This window comes from Streptomyces sp. NBC_00631 (genome assembly GCF_045206895.1).
Lineage (GTDB): Bacteria > Actinomycetota > Actinomycetes > Streptomycetales > Streptomycetaceae > Streptomyces.
Map to the genome: position 1 here is coordinate 6,389,177 of NZ_CP107734.1, position 20,065 is coordinate 6,409,241.

18 protein-coding genes are annotated in these 20,065 nt (G+C 71.1%); 7 read left to right on the forward strand and 11 right to left on the reverse strand.

Annotation, left to right across the window (positions count from 1 at the left end; all coding sequences use genetic code 11):
* Positions 1-43: 43 nt before the first annotated feature.
* Positions 44-1,801, reverse strand: coding sequence for an arginine--tRNA ligase (gene argS, locus OHB00_RS29310; RefSeq protein ID WP_406439060.1), 1,758 nt, complete (start codon positions 1,799-1,801; stop codon positions 44-46).
* 331 nt (positions 1,802-2,132) lie between these two features.
* On the opposite strand from argS, the gene lysS reads away from it, so the two are divergent.
* On the forward strand, positions 2,133-3,866 hold the full coding sequence (gene lysS, locus OHB00_RS29315) for a lysine--tRNA ligase (protein ID WP_406439063.1): 1,734 nt from the start codon (positions 2,133-2,135) through the stop codon (positions 3,864-3,866).
* Positions 3,867-3,933: 67 nt separating this feature from the next.
* On the opposite strand, the gene OHB00_RS29320 is transcribed toward lysS, so the two are convergent.
* The 3 genes from OHB00_RS29320 to OHB00_RS29330 form a co-directional block, all read right to left on the reverse strand.
* Complete coding sequence (locus OHB00_RS29320) at positions 3,934-5,274, reverse strand: DUF2637 domain-containing protein (RefSeq protein ID WP_406446031.1); 1,341 nt, start codon at positions 5,272-5,274, stop codon at positions 3,934-3,936.
* Between the two features lie 99 nt (positions 5,275-5,373).
* Complete coding sequence (locus tag OHB00_RS29325) at positions 5,374-6,258, reverse strand: DUF3558 domain-containing protein (protein WP_406439065.1); 885 nt, start codon at positions 6,256-6,258, stop codon at positions 5,374-5,376.
* 132 nt (positions 6,259-6,390) lie between these two features.
* Entirely contained in the window at positions 6,391-7,269 is an 879-nt protein-coding gene (locus OHB00_RS29330) for a DUF3558 domain-containing protein (RefSeq protein WP_406439067.1), read from the reverse strand.
* A 228-nt stretch (positions 7,270-7,497) separates the two neighbouring features.
* On the opposite strand from OHB00_RS29330, the gene OHB00_RS29335 reads away from it, so the two are divergent.
* A complete protein-coding gene (locus tag OHB00_RS29335) occupies positions 7,498-8,691 on the forward strand; it encodes an RtcB family protein (protein ID WP_406439069.1) in 1,194 nt (397 codons plus the stop codon).
* A gap of 19 nt (positions 8,692-8,710) precedes the next feature.
* Here OHB00_RS29335 and OHB00_RS29340 read toward each other — a convergent pair whose 3' ends face one another.
* From OHB00_RS29340 to OHB00_RS29350, 3 genes are all read right to left on the reverse strand, one after another.
* Positions 8,711-8,878, reverse strand: coding sequence for a hypothetical protein (locus OHB00_RS29340; RefSeq protein ID WP_406439071.1), 168 nt, complete (start codon positions 8,876-8,878; stop codon positions 8,711-8,713).
* Positions 8,878-9,636, reverse strand: a complete 759-nt coding sequence (locus OHB00_RS29345) for an SDR family NAD(P)-dependent oxidoreductase (RefSeq protein WP_406439073.1) — start codon at positions 9,634-9,636, stop codon at positions 8,878-8,880. Before OHB00_RS29345 ends, OHB00_RS29340 begins: the two co-directional genes overlap by 1 nt.
* A 178-nt stretch (positions 9,637-9,814) precedes the next feature.
* Positions 9,815-10,147: a YnfA family protein gene (locus OHB00_RS29350; RefSeq protein WP_234544523.1), complete on the reverse strand. Its 333-nt coding sequence runs from the start codon at positions 10,145-10,147 to the stop codon at positions 9,815-9,817.
* 125 nt (positions 10,148-10,272) lie between these two features.
* Here OHB00_RS29350 and OHB00_RS29355 point away from each other — a divergent pair, with 125 nt between their 5' ends.
* The 5 genes from OHB00_RS29355 to OHB00_RS29375 all read left to right on the forward strand — a co-directional run bounded on the left by OHB00_RS29355 (position 10,273) and on the right by OHB00_RS29375 (position 15,511).
* On the forward strand, positions 10,273-10,743 hold the full coding sequence (locus tag OHB00_RS29355) for a hypothetical protein (RefSeq protein ID WP_406439075.1): 471 nt from the start codon (positions 10,273-10,275) through the stop codon (positions 10,741-10,743).
* A gap of 460 nt (positions 10,744-11,203) precedes the next feature.
* Positions 11,204-12,349, forward strand: a complete 1,146-nt coding sequence (locus OHB00_RS29360; RefSeq protein WP_406439077.1) for an LLM class flavin-dependent oxidoreductase — start codon at positions 11,204-11,206, stop codon at positions 12,347-12,349.
* The gene (locus OHB00_RS29365) at positions 12,346-12,936 is read left to right on the forward strand and encodes an FMN reductase (RefSeq protein WP_406439079.1); all 591 of its coding nucleotides are present in this window, start codon (positions 12,346-12,348) and stop codon (positions 12,934-12,936) included. Before OHB00_RS29360 ends, OHB00_RS29365 begins: the two co-directional genes overlap by 4 nt.
* A 370-nt stretch (positions 12,937-13,306) precedes the next feature.
* On the forward strand, positions 13,307-14,056 hold the full coding sequence (locus tag OHB00_RS29370) for a response regulator transcription factor (RefSeq protein WP_406439081.1): 750 nt from the start codon (positions 13,307-13,309) through the stop codon (positions 14,054-14,056).
* Positions 14,057-15,511, forward strand: a complete 1,455-nt coding sequence (locus OHB00_RS29375; RefSeq protein WP_406439083.1) for an ATP-binding protein — start codon at positions 14,057-14,059, stop codon at positions 15,509-15,511.
* 225 nt (positions 15,512-15,736) lie between these two features.
* Here the strand turns inward: OHB00_RS29375 and OHB00_RS29380 are convergent, their stop codons facing one another.
* The 4 genes from OHB00_RS29380 to OHB00_RS29395 all read right to left on the reverse strand — a co-directional run bounded on the left by OHB00_RS29380 (position 15,737) and on the right by OHB00_RS29395 (position 20,031).
* Entirely contained in the window at positions 15,737-17,536 is a 1,800-nt protein-coding gene (locus OHB00_RS29380; RefSeq protein ID WP_406439085.1) for a phosphatidylglycerol lysyltransferase domain-containing protein, read from the reverse strand.
* Between the two features lie 131 nt (positions 17,537-17,667).
* Positions 17,668-17,931 carry a hypothetical protein gene (locus OHB00_RS29385; RefSeq protein WP_406439087.1) on the reverse strand — a complete coding sequence of 88 codons (264 nt, stop codon included), beginning with the start codon at positions 17,929-17,931 and terminating at the stop codon, positions 17,668-17,670.
* Positions 17,932-18,190: 259 nt separating this feature from the next.
* Positions 18,191-19,012: a phosphate ABC transporter ATP-binding protein PstB gene (gene pstB, locus OHB00_RS29390; RefSeq protein WP_406446033.1), complete on the reverse strand. Its 822-nt coding sequence runs from the start codon at positions 19,010-19,012 to the stop codon at positions 18,191-18,193.
* 104 nt (positions 19,013-19,116) lie between these two features.
* Positions 19,117-20,031 carry a sortase gene (locus OHB00_RS29395; RefSeq protein ID WP_406439089.1) on the reverse strand — a complete coding sequence of 305 codons (915 nt, stop codon included), beginning with the start codon at positions 20,029-20,031 and terminating at the stop codon, positions 19,117-19,119.
* Positions 20,032-20,065: the final 34 nt, after the last annotated feature.

Sequence of the window (20,065 nt, forward strand, 5' to 3'; positions counted from 1 at the left end):
GGACCGGGCGGCAGGAAGCGGCCCGGTCCCGATCACGGACCGGTCAGAGGCGCTCGGGCGTCCTGATGCCCAGCAGGGCCATGCCCTGGTGGAGGGTGCGGGCCGTCAGGTCGCACAGCAGGAGGCGGTTCTCCACCTGCTCCGGGGTGTCGGCCTTCAGGACCGGGCACTTGTCGTAGAACGACGTGTACAGGGACGCCAGCTGGTACAGGTACGCGGCCAGCTTGTGCGGGGCGTACTCCGCGGCCGCCTCGAAGACGGTGTCGCCGAAGGCGTCCAGGTGCAGGCCCAACGCCCGCTCCGCCGCGTGCAGTTCCAGCTCCGGGTGCGCGGCGGGCCGTACCCCTCCCGCCTTGCGGAGGATCGACTGGATACGGGCGTACGCGTACTGGAGGTAGACGGAGGTGTCGCCGTTCAGCGAGACCATCTGGTCCAGGTCGAACTTGTAGTCCCGGCTGGGCGAAGTCGACAGGTCCGCGTACTTCACGGCACCGATGCCGACCTGCTGGGCCCGCTCCTTGATCTCGTCCTCGGTCAGGTCCTGCGCCTTCTCCCGGACGACCTCGGCGGCCCGCTGCACCGCCTCGTCCAGCAGGTCCTCCAGCCGTACGGTCTCGCCCTCACGCGTCTTGAACGGCTTGCCGTCCGCGCCCAGCACCGTGCCGTAGCCCATGTTGTGCGCGGTGACGTCGTCGGTGAGCCAGCCGGCGCGGCGGGCCGCCTCGAAGACCATCTTGAAGTGCAGGGACTGACGCACGTCCACGACGTAGATCAGGGACGCGGCGTGCAGGTCCTGGACCCGGTTGCGGATCGCGGTCAGGTCGGAGGCCGCGTAGCCGAAGCCGCCGTCGGCCTTCTGCACGATCAGCGGGACCGGCTGGTCGTCCTTGCCCCGGATGTCGTCGAAGAAGACCACGAGTGCGCCTTCGGAGCGGACCGCTACGCCCATCTCCTCCAGGAGCCGGGCGGTCTCGGGCATGCCGTCGTTGTACGCCGACTCGCCCACGATCTCGTCGTCCCGGATCTCCATGTCCAGCTTCTCGAAGACCGAGTAGAAGTAGACCTTCGACTCGTCCACGAACCGCTGCCACAGGTCGAGGGTCTCCTTGTCGCCGGACTGGAGGGCGACCACCCGCTTCCGGGCCCGCTCCTTGAACTCCTCGTCCGCGTCGAAGACCGCCCGGGACGCCTTGTAGACCCGGTTCAGGTTCGACATGGCCTGCTCGCCGTCCGTGTCGGTCTCCGCGGACAGCTCGTCCGGGTTCTCGATCAGGTACTGGATGAGCATGCCGAACTGGGTGCCCCAGTCGCCGATGTGGTGCCGGCCGATCGTCCGCTCGCCGGTGAAGTCGAGCATGCCGCGCAGGGCGTCGCCGATCACCGCGGAGCGCAGGTGGCCGACGTGCATCTCCTTCGCCACGTTCGGCTGGGCGTAGTCGATGACCGTGATGCCCGGGTCCGCCTTCGCGGGTACGCCGAGCCGGTCGCCGTCCGCGTACCGCGCGGCCAGGTTCTCGGTGATCGCCCTGTCGGAGAGGGTGATGTTGAGGAAGCCGGGGCCGGAGACCTCGACGTCCTGGATCAGGTCCGCGCCGGTGGTGATCCGGGAGACGACCTGCGTCGCCAGCTCCCGCGGGTTCGCCTTGGCCTTCTTGGCGAGGGCGAGGATGCCGTTCGCCTGGTAGTCGGCCCGGTCGCTGCGTCGCAGCAGCGGATCGACGGAGGCCTCCGGCAGGGTTGCCGAGAGGGCGTCGGTGAGCTGCTGGTTGACGGAGTCGCTGAGGGACGTGACCGGGGCCATGGGGTGGGAGCCGTTCTCCTCGGGGGGCGTGGTAGACGGGTCCAGTATTTCACGGGGGGTAAAGGGGTTTTTGCGGCTACGAGCTCGGGTGGTGTGCGATGAGCGGCCGGGTGCGGCGCCGTGGGGGCTGGTCGCGCAGTTCCCCGCGCCCCCAGGCGGCGGCTGCGCCGCCCCAGGCGGCGGCTGCGTCGCCGGACAGGGGCAACCTCGGGGCCCTTACGGGGCTCTTGTGTTATGGCGTTTTCATGGAAGGGGTGGTCCCTGGGACAATGGAGCCGCCAGCCGTGCGACCGTACCGGCTGCCCCGTGTCAGAAAGAAGGACGTGCCGACGTGGCTCAGAGCACCGAGACCACCGACTGGGTCTCCCGTTTCGCGGATGAGGTCATCGAGGAGTCGGAGCGTCGGGCCCCGGGCAAACCGGTCGTCGTCGCGTCCGGACTCTCGCCCTCGGGCCCCATCCACCTCGGCAACCTCCGCGAGGTCATGACCCCGCACCTGGTCGCCGACGAGATCCGGCGGCGTGGGTACCAGGTCCGGCACCTGATCTCGTGGGACGACTACGACCGCTACCGCAAGGTGCCCCAGGGCATCGCCGGCGTCGACGACTCCTGGGCGGAGCACATCGGCAGGCCGCTCACCTCCGTGCCCGCCCCGAAGGGCTCCGCGTACCCGAACTGGGCCGAGCACTTCAAGGCCGCGATGGTCGAGTCGCTGGCCGAGCTCGGCGTCGAGTTCGACGGGATCAGCCAGACCGCGCAGTACACCTCCGGGGTGTACCGCGAGCAGGTCCTGCACGCCATGAAGCACCGCGGCGACATCGACGCCGTCCTCGCCCAGTACCGGACCAAGCCGAAGACCGGCAAGAAGCCCCAGCAGAAGGCCGTGGACGAGGCCGAGCTGGAGGCCGAGGAGGGCTCGGGCGCGGCGAGCGAGGACGACGGGTCGTCCGGCTCCGCCGGGTACTTCCCGTACAAGCCGTACTGCGGCGGCTGCGGCAAGGACCTGACGACCGTCACGGCGTACGACGACGACAGCACCGAGCTGACGTACACCTGCACCGAGTGCGGGTTCTCCGAGACGGTCCGGCTCAGCGAGTTCAACCGCGGCAAGCTGGTCTGGAAGGTCGACTGGCCGATGCGCTGGGCCTACGAGGGCGTCGTCTTCGAGCCGAGCGGGGTCGACCACTCCTCCCCGGGGTCGAGCTTCCAGGTCGGCGGGCAGATCGTCGGGATCTTCGGCGGGAAGCGGCCCATCGGGCCCATGTACGCCTTCGTGGGCATCAGCGGGATGGCGAAGATGTCCTCCTCGCGCGGTGGCGTGCCCACGCCCGCCGACGCGCTGAAGATCATGGAGCCGCAGCTCCTGCGCTGGCTGTACGCCCGGCGCAGGCCCAACCAGTCCTTCAAGATCGCCTTCGACCAGGAGATCCAGCGTCTCTACGACGAGTGGGACAAGCTGGACGGCAAGGTGGCCGAGGGGTCCGCACTGCCCGGCGACATCGCCGCGCACTCGCGTGCCGTCCGTACGGCCGGCGGCGAGCTGCCCCGGACGCCGCGGCCGCTGCCGTACCGGACTCTCGCCTCCGTCGCCGACATCACCGCCGGGCACGCGGACCAGGCGCTGCGCATCCTGAGCGAGCTGGACCCGGAGCAGCCGCTGGGCTCGCTGGACGAGGTGCGGCCCCGGCTCGACAAGGCCGAGGCCTGGATCAACACCCAGGTGCCGGCCGACCAGCGGACCATCGTCCGCGAGGAGCCGGACGCCGAGCTGCTGAAGTCGCTCGACGAGGCGTCCCTGCAGTCGGTCCGACTGCTGCTCGACGGGCTTGCCGAGCACTGGTCGCTGGACGGGCTGACCCACCTCGTCTACGGCGTGCCCAAGGTGCAGGCCGGGTTCTCCGCGGACGCGACGCCGAAGGAACTGCCGCCGGAGATCAAGACCGCCCAGCGTTCGTTCTTCGCGCTGCTGTACCACCTGCTGGTCGGGCGGGACACGGGACCGCGGCTGCCCACGCTGCTCCTTGCCGTCGGGCAGGAGCGGGTGCGGGCCCTGCTCGGGGCGTAGCGCTGATACGCAGAAGGGGGCCCTCCTCGCGGAGGGCCCCCTTCTGCGTGCCATGTGCCTGCGTCACTTACGCGATGTGGTCTTCCTGGAGCTCCGCCGTGTGGCGGTTGGTGAAGCGGTTGACCATGCGGTCCGCGTCGCGCTGCGCGAGCGTGATGCCGTAGGTCGCCTCCACGTCGTCCCTGAGCTGACCGGAGGTGGGGTAGCTGCCGTCTATCGACTTCTTGAAGACCAGGTAGAAGTCCTCCTCGGTCGGCTCCGGCGGGCCCCCGCCCTCGCCCAGCTCGCGGGTGCGGCCCGGGCCGGACGGGATGGGGAAGCTGCCGGTCGTCTCCGACGGGGACTCCGCCGGGACGGGCTGCTGCTCCGGGGGGAACTGGTCCGCCGGGAACTGCTGCTGGAACCGGAGCCGGTCGTACTGCTCCTGCTGCCGCTGGTACTGCTCCTGCTCCTGCTGGTACTGCCAGGCCGCGTACTGCTCCTCGGTGTACTGGGGCTCGTACGTCGGGTCGTAGTCGCCGTGGTACTCGATCTGCTGAGGGTCCCGGGAGTGCAACCAGGGGTTGACGTTCGCATCGGGTTCCGGCTCGGGCCGCCTGGCCGGGGTCTCCAGCTGCCCCTCGTCGGGGCCGGGGGCGAGTTGGGGGCGCTGCTCGCTGAGAGGCGCCGCCTGCTGCGGGACGGGCGCCGCCGCAGCGGCACGACTGCCCACGGCCATGGAGGGTGGCGGCAGCAGTGCCGGAAGGTCGATGCCCGCCGCCGCCAGGCCCTCCGGGGCCGTGTCCGCCAGGGGGACGCCGTACTTGGCGAGCCGCAGGGGCATCAGGGACTCCACGGGAGCCTTCCTGCGCCAGGCCCGGCCGAAACGGGAACGCAGCCTCGCCTGGTAGACGAGACGTTCCTGCTCCAGCTTGATGACCTGGTCGTAGGAGCGCAGCTCCCACAGCTTCATCCGGCGCCAGAGAAGGAAGGTCGGGACCGGGGAGAGCAGCCAGCGGGTGAGGCGGACTCCCTCCATGTGCTTGTCCGCCGTGATGTCGGCGATCCGGCCGATCGCGTGGCGGGCGGCTTCGACGGCCACGACGAACAGGACCGGGATCACCGCGTGCATGCCCACACCCAGCGGGTCCGGCCAGGCCGCCGCGCCGTTGAAGGCGATCGTCGCGACGGTCAGCAGCCAGGCCGTCTGCCGCAGCAGCGGGAAGGGGATGCGGATCCAGGTCAGCAGCAGGTCCAGGGCGAGCAGGACGCAGATGCCCGCGTCGATGCCGATCGGGAACACATAGGAGAAGTTCCCGAAGCCCTTCTTGATGGCCAGCTCACGGACGGCCGCGTACGAACCGGCGAAGCCGATGCCGGCGATGATCATCGCGCCGGTCACGACCACGCCGATGAGAACGCGGTGCATCCGGGTCAGCTGCATTGGCGCGGCCACCGGTACTCCCCTCCCCTTGCGTGTTGTTGCGCGCAACAGGGTGGCACATCAGTGCGGCGCACGTACGGCCGGTCAGCTCTTCTTGGCTGACGACTTGGACGGCGAAGCGGAGGGCGAGGCCGACTTGGAGGCCGACTGCGAGGGCGTCGCGGCAGGTGAACTCGGCGCCGCACCCGAGCCGTTGGCGGTCGAGACCGACGCCACCGCCTCCGCGGCCGCGTTCTCCGCCGCCTTCGTCAGGGTGTCCGCGTCCGGAGTTTTCTCACCCGCGAGACCCGCGCCGTTGTAGTCGACGGTGACGACGACGTTCGCGACGCGTGCCACGACCGTCTGCTGCTTGAAGGACCCCTCCTTCTTCTTCAGGTCGTAGCGCACGGCCGTCGCCTGGTCGCCCTCCCCCGACACCGGCACCGACTTGGTGTTCTTGGCGCCGGCCACGGACCGGGCCTCCTGCACCTGGCTCGTGTAGTACGCCTGGGCCTGCTGGTCGCCGGAGCCGCGGCCGGCATCCGAGTCGAAGCGGAGGAAGGAGATGTTGAGCCAGCGGAACTGAGAACCCTTCACACCGTTGTTGTCCAGGCTGCTCCAGGAGCAGCTGCCCCGCGTGGCCACGTCGTTCGACGTGCCCTCCTTGCCCGACTTCACGCCCTTCGGCACGAGCGCGGTGAGCGTCTTCTTCGACAGCACCGCGCACGGCTCGGGCAGCTTCTGGTACTTGGCCGCCTGCACGGTGGCGGAAGGGGCCGCCGAGCCGCCCGGAGCGGTGACGGAGTTCGAGGCGCCGCCCGTCTGCTGCGCCCCGCTGTCCGAGTCCGAGGAGCAGGCCGCCGCGAACAGCGCCACGGCGGGGACGGCGGTCGCGCAGACGAGGCCGCGGCGCAGGCGCCCTGCCCGCCGCTGTACGTTCCGCTCGTTCCGGGCACGCTGGTCGTCTCGCTGGACTGCTACTCGCTGCATGGTTCCTTCACTCATACGTTCGGGGTTCCTGCGGTCGGATCGGGTCCGAGGGGCCACGGTACGCGGTGAGGAAGCTGTGCGGTTTCGGTTCGCGGGCTTTGCGGGCGGGGTGCGGAAGGCGTGCCGGGGGCCTCAGCCGTTGAGGGCCTCGGCCAGTTGGGCGGCCAGATTCTGCGCGCTGTCCTGCATTTCCTTGCTGTCCGGAACCGTACCGGTGGCCATCGGCTGCTCCTCGTACACGATGGTCACGACGACGTTGGACGTGCGGAACACCACAGTCACCGTCCGCTGCTCGGCCGTCGAACCGGAGCCGCTGAGCTGGTCGTCGAGATACGCCTCGTCGCCGAGGTCGGAGAGAGTACGGGGCTGGAGACCGGCCGGAGTGGTGGAGGGAGAGGCGGAGGAGGTGGAGGTGGAGGTGGAGGTGGAGGAAGCAGAGGAGGACGGGTCGGCGGATCCGGAGGCGGAGGTGGAGGTGGACGCGGACGGTGACGGTGAGGCCGTCGCCGACTCCGACTCCGACGCCGACGGCGACTCCGTCTCGGCGGGGCTCGGGGGCGCGGACTCGGGGATGTCGGCCGCCGACTCCAGCTGCGTGTAGATCGTCTGCGCCTCGCTGTCGTCGCTGACCGCGTTGTCGTACGACACCACGCGCTCGAAGTCGACGGACAGCCGGTCCGTGGCGTCGGTGGACTCGATCTTCCAGTGGCAGCCGACCTTGCGATCGGTGTCGTAGGTGAGCGTGGCCTCGCCCTCGTACGCCTTCTCGCGCTGCTCCTCGTCGGTGATCTGGGCGATGCCGGGGAGCAGGGAGTCGAGGGTGTCGTGGCTGACCGCGCCGCAGGCCTCCGGGAGAGTGCGGTACTTGCCGGGCTGCGCGGCGACGGTGGAGGTGCCGGTGTCCGCGTTCTTGTCGCTGGTGTCGTCGCCACCGCTGGAACCGCTCGTGCAGCCGGCCAGCAGGGCCGCGAGAAGGGCGGCGATGCCGGTTACGTACGCCTTCCGCTGCACGGTCAGGCTCCTTCCGTTCACTGGTCCGCTCGGTCCTGCTCCAGCGTCCCCGCTGGTTAATCGCTTGCCGCAGTGGGGCGCCCGCTGGAGACAATGTCTACCGCACGCACTGCCGTGAACGCCGGTCCCTTGTCTGGTTCGTGGATCTCTGGCGCCGTATTTGCGTTTTGTTTGATTTAAGGCTTTTTGTCCTTTTTGATGCGCTGTTCCCGGGGGAATGAGGAAGACATGTCGTACGTGGAGATGCCGGGCGCGAAGGTGCCGATCCGGATGTGGACCGACCCGGCGACGGTCGAGGACGTGGCACTCCAGCAGCTGCGCAACGTCGCGACCCTGCCGTGGATCAAGGGCCTGGCGGTCATGCCGGACGTCCACTACGGGAAGGGTGCGACGGTCGGGTCGGTCATCGCCATGAGCGGTGCGGTCTGCCCGGCGGCGGTCGGGGTCGACATCGGGTGCGGGATGTCCGCGGTGAGGACGTCGCTCACGGCCAACGACCTGCCCGGGGACCTGTCGCGGCTGCGGTCGAAGATCGAGGCGGCGATTCCGGTGGGCCGGGGGATGCACGCGGAACCCGTGGAGCCGGGGGACTTCCATGGACTGGCCACGGCCGGGTGGGGGGAGTTCTGGGGGCGGTTCGACGGGGTCGCGGATGCGGTGAAGTTCCGTCAGGAGCGGGCGCATCAGCAGATGGGAACGCTCGGGTCCGGCAACCACTTCGTCGAAGTCTGCACGGACACGACCGGCTCTGTGTGGCTGATGCTGCACTCCGGCTCCCGCAACATCGGCAAGGAACTCGCAGAGCACCACATCGGTGTGGCCCAGAAGCTCCCGCACAACCAGGGGCTGGTCGACAGGGACCTCGCCGTCTTCGTCGCGGACACCCCGCAGATGGCGGCGTACCGCAACGACCTGTTCTGGGCGCAGGAGTACGCGAAGTACAACCGCACGCTGATGATGGCGCTCCTGAAGGACGTGATCCGCAAGGAGTTCAAGAAGGCGAAGCCGGTCTTCGAGCCGGAGATCTCCTGTCACCACAACTACGTGGCGGAGGAGCGGTACGAGGGCATGGACCTCCTCGTGACCCGCAAGGGCGCGATCCGGGCCGGCTCCGGGGACTACGGGATCATCCCGGGCTCCATGGGCACCGGTTCGTACATCGTGAAGGGTCTCGGAAACGAGAAGGCCTTCAACTCGGCTTCGCACGGCGCGGGTCGGCGCATGAGCCGGAACGCGGCCAAGCGCCGTTTCTCGACCAAGGACCTGGAGGACCAGACCCGGGGCGTGGAGTGCCGCAAGGACTCCGGTGTCGTGGACGAGATCCCCGGCGCCTACAAGTCGATCGACCAGGTCATCGACCAGCAGCGCGACTTGGTGGAGGTCGTCGCGAAGCTGAAGCAGGTTGTCTGCGTGAAGGGCTGAGACGGGGGCACGCGAAGGGTCACTTCGCGTGCCGTACCGCGTAGATCATCACGAAGGCGATGACGTGGATGCCGAAGAGGAAGTAGCCCAGGAAGTACCAGACCTGGCGTTCGTTCCTCGTCTCCTGCGCCAGGCGGGACTTCTCCAGCTCCGTCTCCAGAGCTTTCGCGGCGTCCTCCTCCGGCATCACAGCTCCCGGTGGACCTTGGTGTTGGAGGCCTGGGCGCGGGGGCGGACGACCAGGAGGTCGATGTTGACGTGGCTGGGGCGGGTCACCGTCCAGGCGATGGTGTCCGCCACGTCGTCCGCGGTCAGGGGCTCGGCGACGCCCTGGTAGACCTTGGCCGCCTTCTCCTCGTCGCCGCCGAAGCGGGTCAGCGCGAACTCGTCCGTCCTGACCATGCCGGGGGCGATCTCGATGACCCGGACCGGCCGGCCGACGATCTCCAGGCGGAGGGTCTCGGCGAGGACGTGCGCGCCGTGCTTGGCGGCGACATAGCCGGCGCCGCCCTCGTAGGTGCCGTGGCCGGCGGTGGAGGAGACCACGACCACCGTGCCGTCGCCGCTCGCCTCCAGCTTGGGGAGCAGGGCCTGGGTGAGGTTCAGGGTGCCGATGACGTTCGTCTCGTACATCGTGCGCCAGTCGGCCGGGTCGCCGGTGGCCACCGGGTCGGCGCCGAGGGCTCCGCCGGCGTTGTTCACGAGGACGGCGACGGTCTGGAAGGCGGTCGCGAACTCGTCGACGGCCGCGCGGTCCGTCACGTCCAGCGGGTAGGCGGTGGCCTGGTGGCCCGCCTCGTTGATCTCCTTGGCCAGCGCCTCGATGCGGTCCTCGCGGCGGGCGGTGAGGACCACGCGGTAGCCGGCCTCGGCGAGCCGTCGGGCCGTGGCGGCGCCGATGCCGCTGCTGGCGCCGGTGACTACCGCTATGCGGGAGGGAGGCATGGGTTGCTCCTCGGCGGGGTGTGCTGGTGCGGGTTGCCTTGGAGAGTCTAGGCGCCGTGGTGGGGGCGGGGCGGCCGGCGGCCGGTGGGGGTCGTTCGCGCCCGCGCGGCGGAGCCGCATATCGGATACAGCCCCGCGCTCCTGACGGGGTGCTGCGCATCGAGTGGGGAGTCTGGGTTCAGTTTCTCGGGGCCCACATGATCAGGGCCATTCCGGCCAGGCACACCGCCGCCCCCGTGAGGTCCCAGCGGTCCGGGCGGTAGCCGTCCGCCACCACGCCCCACAGGATCGAGCCGGCCACGAAGATGCCGCCGTACGCCGCCAGGATGCGGCCGAAGTGGGCGTCGGGCTGGAAGGTGGCGACGAAGCCGTAGGCGCCGAGGGAGAGGATGCCGCCGGCCACCCAGAGCCAGCCGCGGTGCTCGCGCACGCCCTGCCAGACCAGCCAGGCGCCGCCGATCTCGAAGAACGCGGCGACGACGAACAGCGCGGCGGAGCGGAGGATCAGCATGCCTGCAGCGTGGCACGCCGGGCGGGTGTCACCTGATGGGGGGCGCCTGTGGCGGGGCTGGAGTGGCATACATCCGTACGAATGCCGGAGACGGCCGGGATGCAGGGACGGACGGGACGGGTGGCATGGCGATGCGTCGTGGTGGGCCGGCGGTGGCCGGCGCGGTGGCGGTGGGAGTGCTGGTCGTGGGCGGCGGCGGTACGGCCTGGGCCGGGGACGCAGACCTTGAGGTACACGGGTCCGCCGTGCTGAGCGGGGACCTGGTGGAGGTCCGGGTGGCCCCGCGCAACCACGGACCGGACGCCGTGACGGGCGCCGGCGTGCGGCTGGTGTCGTCGGCGGCGCTGGCGGACACGCAGCAGCTGCCGGGCGGATGCGCGCGCACCGGCGACCGGGAGGTGGTGTGCGACACCGGACCGCTGCCGGTCGAGGCGCCCGGCGAGCAGCTGGTGATTCCGGTACGGCTGCGGGAGCAGCCGGCGGAGGTGACGCTGAAGGTGGACGTGGTGTGGGGCGGGGGCGCGGTGGACCAGGACCGTACGAACGACAGGCAGCAGGTGCTGGTGCTGGCGACGGGGGATCCGTACGCGTTCTGACGGGCGGCGGGGGCGCCGGTGCGCCGTTTGTGGCGCCGATGGTCGTCGGGGGCGTAGGGGTAGCCGGGTGCGGTCGACCGGTCGTTCGGAGGGGGCGCGGTTGTCGCGGCCTGCCCAGGCGCAGGGGCGGCAGGGGCGCGGTGCGCGGCGTGCCTCAGTGGTGCGGGTGACCTTTGGCCGGCCGCGGAGCTGACCGTTCATGTCGGGGGTGGCGGGGAAGGGGGGCCGGGTCACGCGCTGATCGACTTCGGGCAGGGGTCTCGGTGCGGTCCGGCGAAGCCGAGCAGGGGGCGGTTCACGAACGGTACGACGGCCCCGGTGGCGGGCCGGGCCTTGACGCGCCCCTTTGCACACCGCGGCGGAGTCAGAAGGGGGGCGTCGGACGTCGGGGAATAGGTGGTGGTGGAGTCTCGTTCTGCAGGTATAGTTGAATCGTAAACAACCTGGAGGGTGAGCGAGCATGCAGTTCGGGATCTTCACGGTCGGCGACGTCACGCCGGACCCCACCACGGGCCGGACGCCGAGCGAGCGGGAGCGCATCAAGGCGATGGTCGCGATCGCGCTGAAGGCCGAGGAGGTCGGCCTGGACGTCTTCGCGACCGGTGAGCACCACAACCCGCCGTTCGTGCCGTCGTCGCCGACCACCATGCTCGGCTACGTCGCCGCGCGGACGGAGAAGCTGATCCTCTCCACCTCCACCACCCTCATCACCACCAACGACCCGGTGAAGATCGCCGAGGACTTCGCGATGCTCCAGCACCTGGCCGACGGCCGGGTGGACCTGATGATGGGCCGCGGCAACACCGGGCCGGTCTACCCGTGGTTCGGGCAGGACATCCGCGAGGGCATCAACCTCGCCATCGAGAACTACGCCCTGCTGCGCCGGCTGTGGCGCGAGGACGTCGTCGACTGGGAGGGCAAGTTCCGCACGCCGCTGCAGGGCTTCACCTCCACCCCGCGGCCGATGGACGACGTGCCGCCGTTCGTCTGGCACGGCTCGATCCGCTCGCCCGAGATAGCCGAGCAGGCCGCCTACTACGGCGACGGCTTCTTCCACAACAACATCTTCTGGCCCGCCGACCACACCAAGCGGATGGTCGAGTTCTACCGGAAGCGGTTCGCGCACTACGGGCACGGCACGCCCGAGCAGGCGATCGTCGGCCTCGGCGGCCAGGTGTTCATGCGGAAGAACTCGCAGGACGCGGTGCGTGAGTTCCGGCCGTACTTCGACAACGCGCCGGTCTACGGGCACGGGCCCTCCCTGGAGGACTTCACCGACCAGACCCCGCTGACGGTGGGCTCGCCGCAGCAGGTGATCGAGAAGACGCTGAGCTTCCGCGAGTACGCGGGCGACTACCAGCGCCAGCTGTTCCTGATGGACCACGCGGGGCTGCCGCTGAAGACGGTCCTGGAGCAGCTCGACATGCTCGGCGAGGAGGTCGTCCCCGTCCTGCGCAAGGAGTTCGCGAAGGGCCGTCCGGCGGACGTTCCCGAGGCGCCGACGCACGCGTCGCTGCTGGCCGCCGCCCCTGCGGAGAAGGCTGCGGAGAAGGCTGCGGAGAAGGCTCTGGAGAAGGCCACGGAGAAGGAGGAGGCCGAGGTATGAAGCTCGTCGTCGTCTCGGCGGGGCTGAGCGTGCCGTCGTCCACGCGGCTGCTGGCGGACCGGCTGGCAGCGGCCGTGGGCCGGCAGGCCCAGGTCGAGCTTGAGGTGGTGGAGCTGCGTGACCTCGCGGTCGAGATCGCGCACAACTTCACGAACGGTTTCCCCGGGCGCAGGCTCGCGGCGGCCCTGGAGGCGGTGACCGAGGCGGACGGCCTGATCGCGGTCACCCCGGTGTTCACGGCCTCCTACAGCGGGCTGTTCAAGTCGTTCTTCGACGTGCTCGACAAGGACGCGCTGGCGGGCAAGCCGGTGCTGATCGCGGCGACCGGCGGTACGGCACGGCACTCGCTGGTGCTGGAGCACGCGCTGCGGCCGATGTTCGCGTACCTGCGGGCGGTGGTCGTGCCGACGGGGGTGTACGCGGCGTCGGAGGACTGGGGCGCGGAGGGCCTGGAGAGCCGGGTCGAGCGGGCGGCGGGGGAGCTGGCGGGGCTGATGCAGGGGCTGAGCTCGGTCGGCCGGGGCAAGCCGGAGGAGTTGCCGGTGGTCCCCTTCGCGGAGCAGCTGGCGAGGTTGGCCGCGAGCTGAGGTGGGCCGGGGCGGGGGGTGGGGACGCTTACCGGCGCCCGCAGGGTGCCTCCCTCAGAGGGGGGACCCTCAGAGGGGGGACCCCCAGCGCCCACCCGTGCCGCCCCAGCGGCACGACTGCCCGCGGCTGAGAAGAGGCGGCGGGCGGAGCGCCCCGTAAGGGGCGCGGGGCTGTATCCGATACGCGGCTCCGCCGCGTGGGCGCGGCCGGCCCCCACCGGTCCGCGCCCGGCACTCTTCGGCGCTCCACCCACCCGCAGCCGGATCTCGGCGCCCGGTTGCCTCTGTGACGGTGAGAGGCAGGTAAAAAGGGTGATCGTAGGCCCGCTCACCACGGCAGAACCGCCGGAGGCCTTGGCAGACTGGGGACGTGCCCCAGACTGTGCTGCTCGCCGAAGACGACCGCGCCATCCGCCACGCCCTGGAGCGGGCCCTCACCCTGGAGGGTTATGAGGTGACGGCGGTCGCGGACGGTGTGGAAGCCCTGGCGCACGCCCACCGCACCGCCCCCGACGTCCTCCTCCTCGACGTGATGATGCCCGGCATCGACGGCCTCCAGGTCTGCCGCGTCCTGCGCGCGGAAGGGGACCGCACCCCGATCCTGATGCTGACCGCGCTGGTCGAGACCGCCGACCGGATCGCGGGCCTGGACGCCGGCGCCGACGACTACGTCGTCAAGCCCTTCGACGTCGAAGAGGTCTTCGCCCGGCTGCGGGCACTGCTGCGCCGTACCTTGCCGGTGACCACCGGCGGCGGCAGCGCCACCGCCCCCGGCGCTGCCACGGCCGTCGAGCCCGGCCGGGAGCCGCTGGTCTCCGACCGGCAGATCGAGGCGGCCGGACTGCGGATGGACCTCCAGGCCCGCCGGGCCTGGCGGGGCAGGCGCGAGCTGGAGCTGACCCGCACCGAGTTCGAACTGCTGGAGCTGCTCGCGCGCAACGCGGGCATCGTCCTCGACCACTCCACGATCTACGACCGCATCTGGGGTTACGACTTCGGCCCCGGTTCCAAGAACCTCGCCGTCTACGTCGGCTACCTGCGCCGCAAGCTCGACGAGCCCGGCGCCCCGCAGCTGATCCACACCGTCCGTGGCGTGGGTTACGTGCTGCGGGAGGACTGAGTGGGCCCTCTCCAGCGGCTGGAGCGGTTCACGCGGGTCCTGGCCCGGCGCCGGCCGGGCCTGGTCTCCCTGCGCACCACCTTCGTCGTCTCCTTCGCGGCGGTCACGGCCGCCGTCACCATCGTCGTCGGCATCCTGTCGTACAACGCCGCCGCCCGGCTGGTCCGCGTCGACCAGCAGTCGGTGTTCACGCAGGTCGTCTCCGACGTCCAGGACGAGGTCAAGCAGCACAGGATGGCGCCGGAGGACTTCTCCTCCTCCCAGCCCGGCCATGATCTGGTCCGGCCCGCGCGCACCGACGTCCAGGTGCTCGGCGCACAGGGCGAGATCGTCGACCGCGGCAGCCCGGTGCTGCCCGTCACCGCGGCGGACCGGGCGGCCGCCACCGCCGCGCAGGCCGGGAAGACGGTCCAGCACAAGGACGTCCCGGCCGGCGAGGACCTGTTCCGGATCGCCACGGTCGCGCTCGGCGGCGGCCGGGGCGCGGTGCAGGTGGCGCAGGAGTTCAGCGACACCGAGGACCTGCTGCAGGCGCTCCAGCAGCGGACGCTGCTGCTGATGTCGGCCGTGGTGGTGGCCGCCGGGCTGTTCGGCTGGTGGCTGGCGAGGCGGATCACCCGCCGGCTGGTGATCCTGACGTCGGCGGCGGAGGACGTGGCCCGCACCCGGCAGCTCGGCATCCAGGTCCCGGTGACCGGACTGGACGAGGTGGGCCGGCTGGGCCGCGCGTTCGACCGGATGCTCGGCCGGCTCGCGCAGTCGGAGGAGGACCAGCGGCGCCTGGTCCAGGACGCGGGCCACGAGCTGCGCACCCCGCTGACCTCCCTCCGTACGAACATCTCCCTGCTCCGCCGGATCGACGAGCTCCCGCCCGCGAGCCGTGACGAGCTCGTCGCCGACCTCGGGCAGGAGGCGCGCGAGCTGACCGACCTGGTCAACGAGCTGGTCGACCTCGCCGCCGGGCAGTCCGACAGCGAGCCGCCGCAGCACGTGGACCTGGCCGACATCGCGGAGGACGTGGCGGGGCTGGCCCGGCGCCGTACCGGCCGCGAGATCGTCCTGCGCGTCGCCGGGGACACGACCACCGACGGCCGCCCGGGGATGCTCCAGCGGGCCGTCTCCAACCTCGTCGAGAACGCGGCCAAGTTCGACCGGGACGGCAAGGCGCCCATCGAGATCAGCGTCACCGGCCCCGCCCGGCCGGGCACCGTCCGCGTCGAGGTCCTCGACCGCGGGCCCGGTATCGCCGAAGGCGACCTGATCCGTATCTTCGACCGCTTCTACCGCGCCGCCGACGCCCGCTCCCTGCCCGGCTCCGGCCTCGGCCTCTCCATCGTCCGCGAGGTGGCCATGGCCCACGGCGGCGCCCCCTTCGCCTTCCGCCGGGAGGGCGGCGGCGCGGTGATCGGCTTCACGGTGGGCGGTGGTCTCGCGGGCGGCACACCCCGAGGCTGAACCCGCAGGGCGGGCCCCGGCCGACCGCTTCCGGTCAACAGCGTTCATCCGGTCGGTCACGACGCGGACGACAAACCCCTGTACAACATCGCGGTACGGGTGATGAACGGTCAGGCCGAGACAGTCCACCCGGAGCAGTGAGGGGTGTCCGGTGATCAGTTTTCAGGCGCCAGGGGAGACCGGCGACATCGTGGTGCGCCGTTCGTCGGTCACTGATGCCCGGTGTCAAGACCCCCAGGGAACCGTGAGGAACCCCTCCGCCCGAGCACTTGCCAATCCGATCCTCGGGAGGTCGCTGGACTTCGCGAAGAGGATGTAGCGCGGCTCCCACACCGGGCGGTACTTCGCGTTCGCGCGGTACAGGGACTCGATCTGCCACCAGCGGGAGAAGAAGGTGAGGGTGGTGTGCCAGAGGCGCAGGACCGGGCCCGCGCCGAGGCGGGAGCCGCGTTCGAAGACCGAGCGGAACATCGCGAAGTTCAGGGAGACCCGGTCGACCTGCAACTCGGCGGCGCGGAGGAGGAGTTCGACGACCATGAACTCCATCAGGCCGTTCTCGGAGTCGCGGTCGCGGCGCATCAGGTCCAGGGAGAGGCCCTGCTCGCCCCAGGGGACGAAGCTGAGGAGGGCGCGGGGGGTGTCGTTCGCGTCCCGGCACTCCAGCATCACGCAGCGGCCGTCCGCAGGGTCGCCGAGGCGGCCGAGGGCCATGGAGAAGCCGCGTTCGGTGGCGCCGTCGCGCCAGTGGTCGGCCCGTTCCATGAGCATGGCCATCTCGTCGGCCGGAATGTCCTCGTGGCGGCGGATGCGGACCGTGTAACCGGCCCTGCGGACCCGGTTGTGGGCCTGGCGGACGACGCGCATCGCGCGGCCCTCCAGGGTGAAGTCGGCGATGTCGACGAGCGCCTCGTCGCCCAGTTCCAGGGCGTCCAGGCCGTGCCGGGCGTAGACGGTGCCCGCCTCCTCGCTCGCGCCCATGACGGCCGGCGTCCACGCGTGGCGCCGCGCCTCCGTCAGCCACGCGTCGATCGCGCCGGGCCACGCCTCCGGGTCGCCGATCGGATCGCCGGAGGCGAGGCTGACGCCGCCGACGACGCGGTAGGTGACCGCGGACTTCCCGGTGGGGGAGAAGATCGCCATCTTGTCGCGGCGCAGCGCGAAGTAGCCGAGGGAGTCGCGGGCGCCGTGCTTGTCCAGCAGGCCGCGCAGCCGTGACTCGTCCTCCGCGCTGAGCAGGCGGCGGCCGCGCGGGGAGCGGAACCCGGCGTACAGGACCAGGCAGAAGGCGGCCGCGAGGAGGACGTTGACGATGATGTCGGTCCAGCGGGGAGCGTGGACCGCGGTGACGTGGTCGGCGAGCGGACCGACGCTGACGCCTCGCAGGAGGGTGTAGGCGATCTCGTCGGGCAGGGTGGCGCCGGGCAGCTTGTTCGTGGCGTGCACGAGGAGGGTGCCCAGCCCGCCGGTGACCAGGATGCCGCCGGCCGCCACCGCCAGTGCCGTCTTCGGGTTCGACGGGTCGCCGACCGCGTTGAACTCCCGGCGGCTGATCAGCAGCGCGGCCACGAAGAGGCCGGTGACGGCGGCCGAGACCCAGTTGAAGGCGTGGGCCCGGTACTCGTGCTGGGTGAGAGCGAGGACGTAGAGGGCGAAGAGCGGGGCGGACAGGAGCAGGTTGACCACCCAGGCCGCGCGCTTGCGGCGGCGCATCACCAGGACGAAGAAGATGGCGAGGGCGGCCGAGACCAGGCCCGCCGTGGCCAGGTACGGAGTGAAGAACTGGCCGGAGTGGTGCGCGTGCTGCCGGTGCAGGTGCAGGGTGAGGCGGCCGTTGTTGTGTTCGTCGACCTCCTGGCGGAAGGGGAGCGACATCACCGCCACTATGTTCAGTACGGCGATCACGCGCAGATACCAGACGGTGAAGTCGGCGGCCCGCCTGCGCAGGGCGCCGCCGGAGGCGCCGGCGGGGGCGCGGAGGGCGGCGGACATGCGGGGCGGGATCAGGGTCGACAGCTGTGCGGGCATGGGGACCGGTCACCTTGGGGGACGGGGAGCGGGTTGACGGAGGGCTGACCCTACAGTCCGTAGGGTAACTGTGGGAGACAGGCGGACGATCCGCCGCGGTACGGAATACGGTGTGAAAGCACCGCCGCTTCTTACGGCCGCTCGCGCTCCGCCCGGCGCCGGGCCGCCAGCATCCACGCCAGGTTGCCGATCGCCGCCCCGGCCGCCACCGCCGCCACGATCACCCCGCCGGTCGCCAGCCCGTCGCTGAACAGGTGCGGGCGCCGGTCGAGGCTGTGCAGCCCGAAGCCGGACAGCTCGTACACGCCCACCGCGGCGACCAGCAGACTCGCCACCAGCACCGCCACCGTGGGGGCGAGGCTGCGCCGTGCCTCCTGTGTGTCCGTGCCCTGCATGAGTACCCCCGTGAGCTGACGAGCCGCCGTGGCCGATGGGGAACCTACAATACGTAGGGTCCGGACAGCCTCAGGACGTGCGTGTTCACGTCCGCGGGGACACCGGTGTCGACACCGGGGCGGCAGGGGGTTCGGCGCCGCGTTCGGCGGTCTTTGCCGTGGCCCGCACGGGTGACGACGTGGCGTGCGCCGGGGTGACGGGTGACGGCAGGGCCTGGCCCCGGTCGTCGCCGTGCCCTGCCCGTTCCCGTGGCCGGGCTCAGCCGAACCGGCCCGCCACGTAGTCGGCCGTGCGCTGGTCCTGCGGGGAGTTGAAGACGGCCGTCGTGTCGCCGTGCTCGACGATGCCGCCGGGGGTGCCCTGCTCGGCCAGGAAGAAGGCGCACTGCTGGGAGACGCGGGCCGCCTGCTGCATGTTGTGGGTGACGATCACGATGGTCACCTGGCCGGCCAGGTCCTGGATGGTCTCCTCGACCCGGCGGGTGGAGGTGGGGTCAAGGGCCGAGCACGGCTCGTCCATGAGCAGGACCCGGGGGCGGACCGCGAGGGCCCGCGCGATGCACAGGCGCTGCTGCTGGCCGCCGGACAGGGCGCCGCCGGGCTGGCGGAGCCGGTCGCGGACCTCCTTCCACAGGCCGGCGCGGGTCAGGGACTCCTCGACCAGCACGTCCTTCTCCCGGCGGTTCGCCTTGGTGCCGGTCAGCTTCAGGCCCGCCACCACGTTGTCGTAGATCGACATCGCCGGGAACGGGTTGGGCTTCTGGAAGACCATGCCGATCCTGCGGCGGGCGTCGGTCAGCCGCCACGACGGGTCGTAGATGTCCTCGCCCTCGAAGAGCACCTCGCCGCCGAACTGGGCGGAGGGGATCAGCTCGTGCATCCGGTTGAGGGTGCGCAGGAACGTCGACTTGCCGCAGCCGGACGGGCCGATCAGCGCGGTCACCTCGCCCGCGGGCATGGTCAGCGACACCTGGCTCAGCACCTGGTGGGAGCCGAACCAGGCGGAGACGGCCCGGGCTTCGAGCACGGCCGGTGCGGGACCGTCCACCACGGCGGCGGGGAGTACGGCGGTGTCGGTCATCACGGCGGTCATGGCGGTCCCGGCAGTCTCGGTCGGTTCAGTCACATCGGTTGCTACGGTCACTTCGGTCGCTTGGGTCACTTCAGACACTCCACTCACCTCGGTCACAGCAGGTTCGGCAGCAGTTCGGTGGTCCGCGTCGCGACCTGGAGGCCGAGCACCGCGACGACCGGGGCGAAGACGATCCACGTCTGGTGGCGGCCCCAGCGGTGCCAGGTCCAGACGGCGGCCACGGCGGTGAGGAGCAGCGCCTGCAGCCACATCACCAGCGGCCACGGCACCCCGGAGGGGCGGGCCAGCGGTTCCTCCGAGCCCGGCAGGGTGCCGGCCCGGATCACGGCCGACGGGGTCTGGAACGGCGCCGAGACCAGGTCGGCGTCGACGCGCAGGACCCCGGAGGGCATGTACTTCGGACCGGTGGCGGTGATGAGCACGATCCGGCTCTTGCCCGAGGCCAGCGCCGTCGGCGCCGGGTCACCGGCCCGCCGTACGTCGATGACCTGGAACTTCGCCCTGCCCTGGCCGGTGGTGACGGTGAACGTGTCGCCGGTGGCGAGCTGGGAGAGCCTGCCGAACGGGCCGCCGTACGCCGCCGCCCGGCCCATCAGCACGCTGGTGCCGGCCTGGCCGGGCATCGGGGTGTCCCGGCGGTGCCCGGGGCCGTCCGTCATCACGGACGAGTCGGTGCCCTCCAGGACGACCTGGCTCAGACCCAGCTTCGGTACGTCGACGATCGCGACCGGCGTGCCGGGTGCGAGCAGCCTGCCGTCCTGCCCGGTCTGCGCCACCGGGGCGGTACCGAGGGCGAGTTGCTCGCGGAGCTGGTCGAAGTCGGAATGCTGGGCGGAGTGTTCCTGGGCGCCGCTGAACACCAGCAGCTGGGCGGTGATGCCGAGCAGCAGGGCGGCGAGGCTGAGCAGTCCGCCGCGGGAGAGGTGGCGGACGAAGGTGAGGCTGCGGACGGGCCTGCGGGGCACGGCCGGAGTCAGAGCTTTCGGTGTCGGTACGGCGACGGTCATGGCGGCCCGCCTCCTTCGAGGAGTGAGTGAGGGG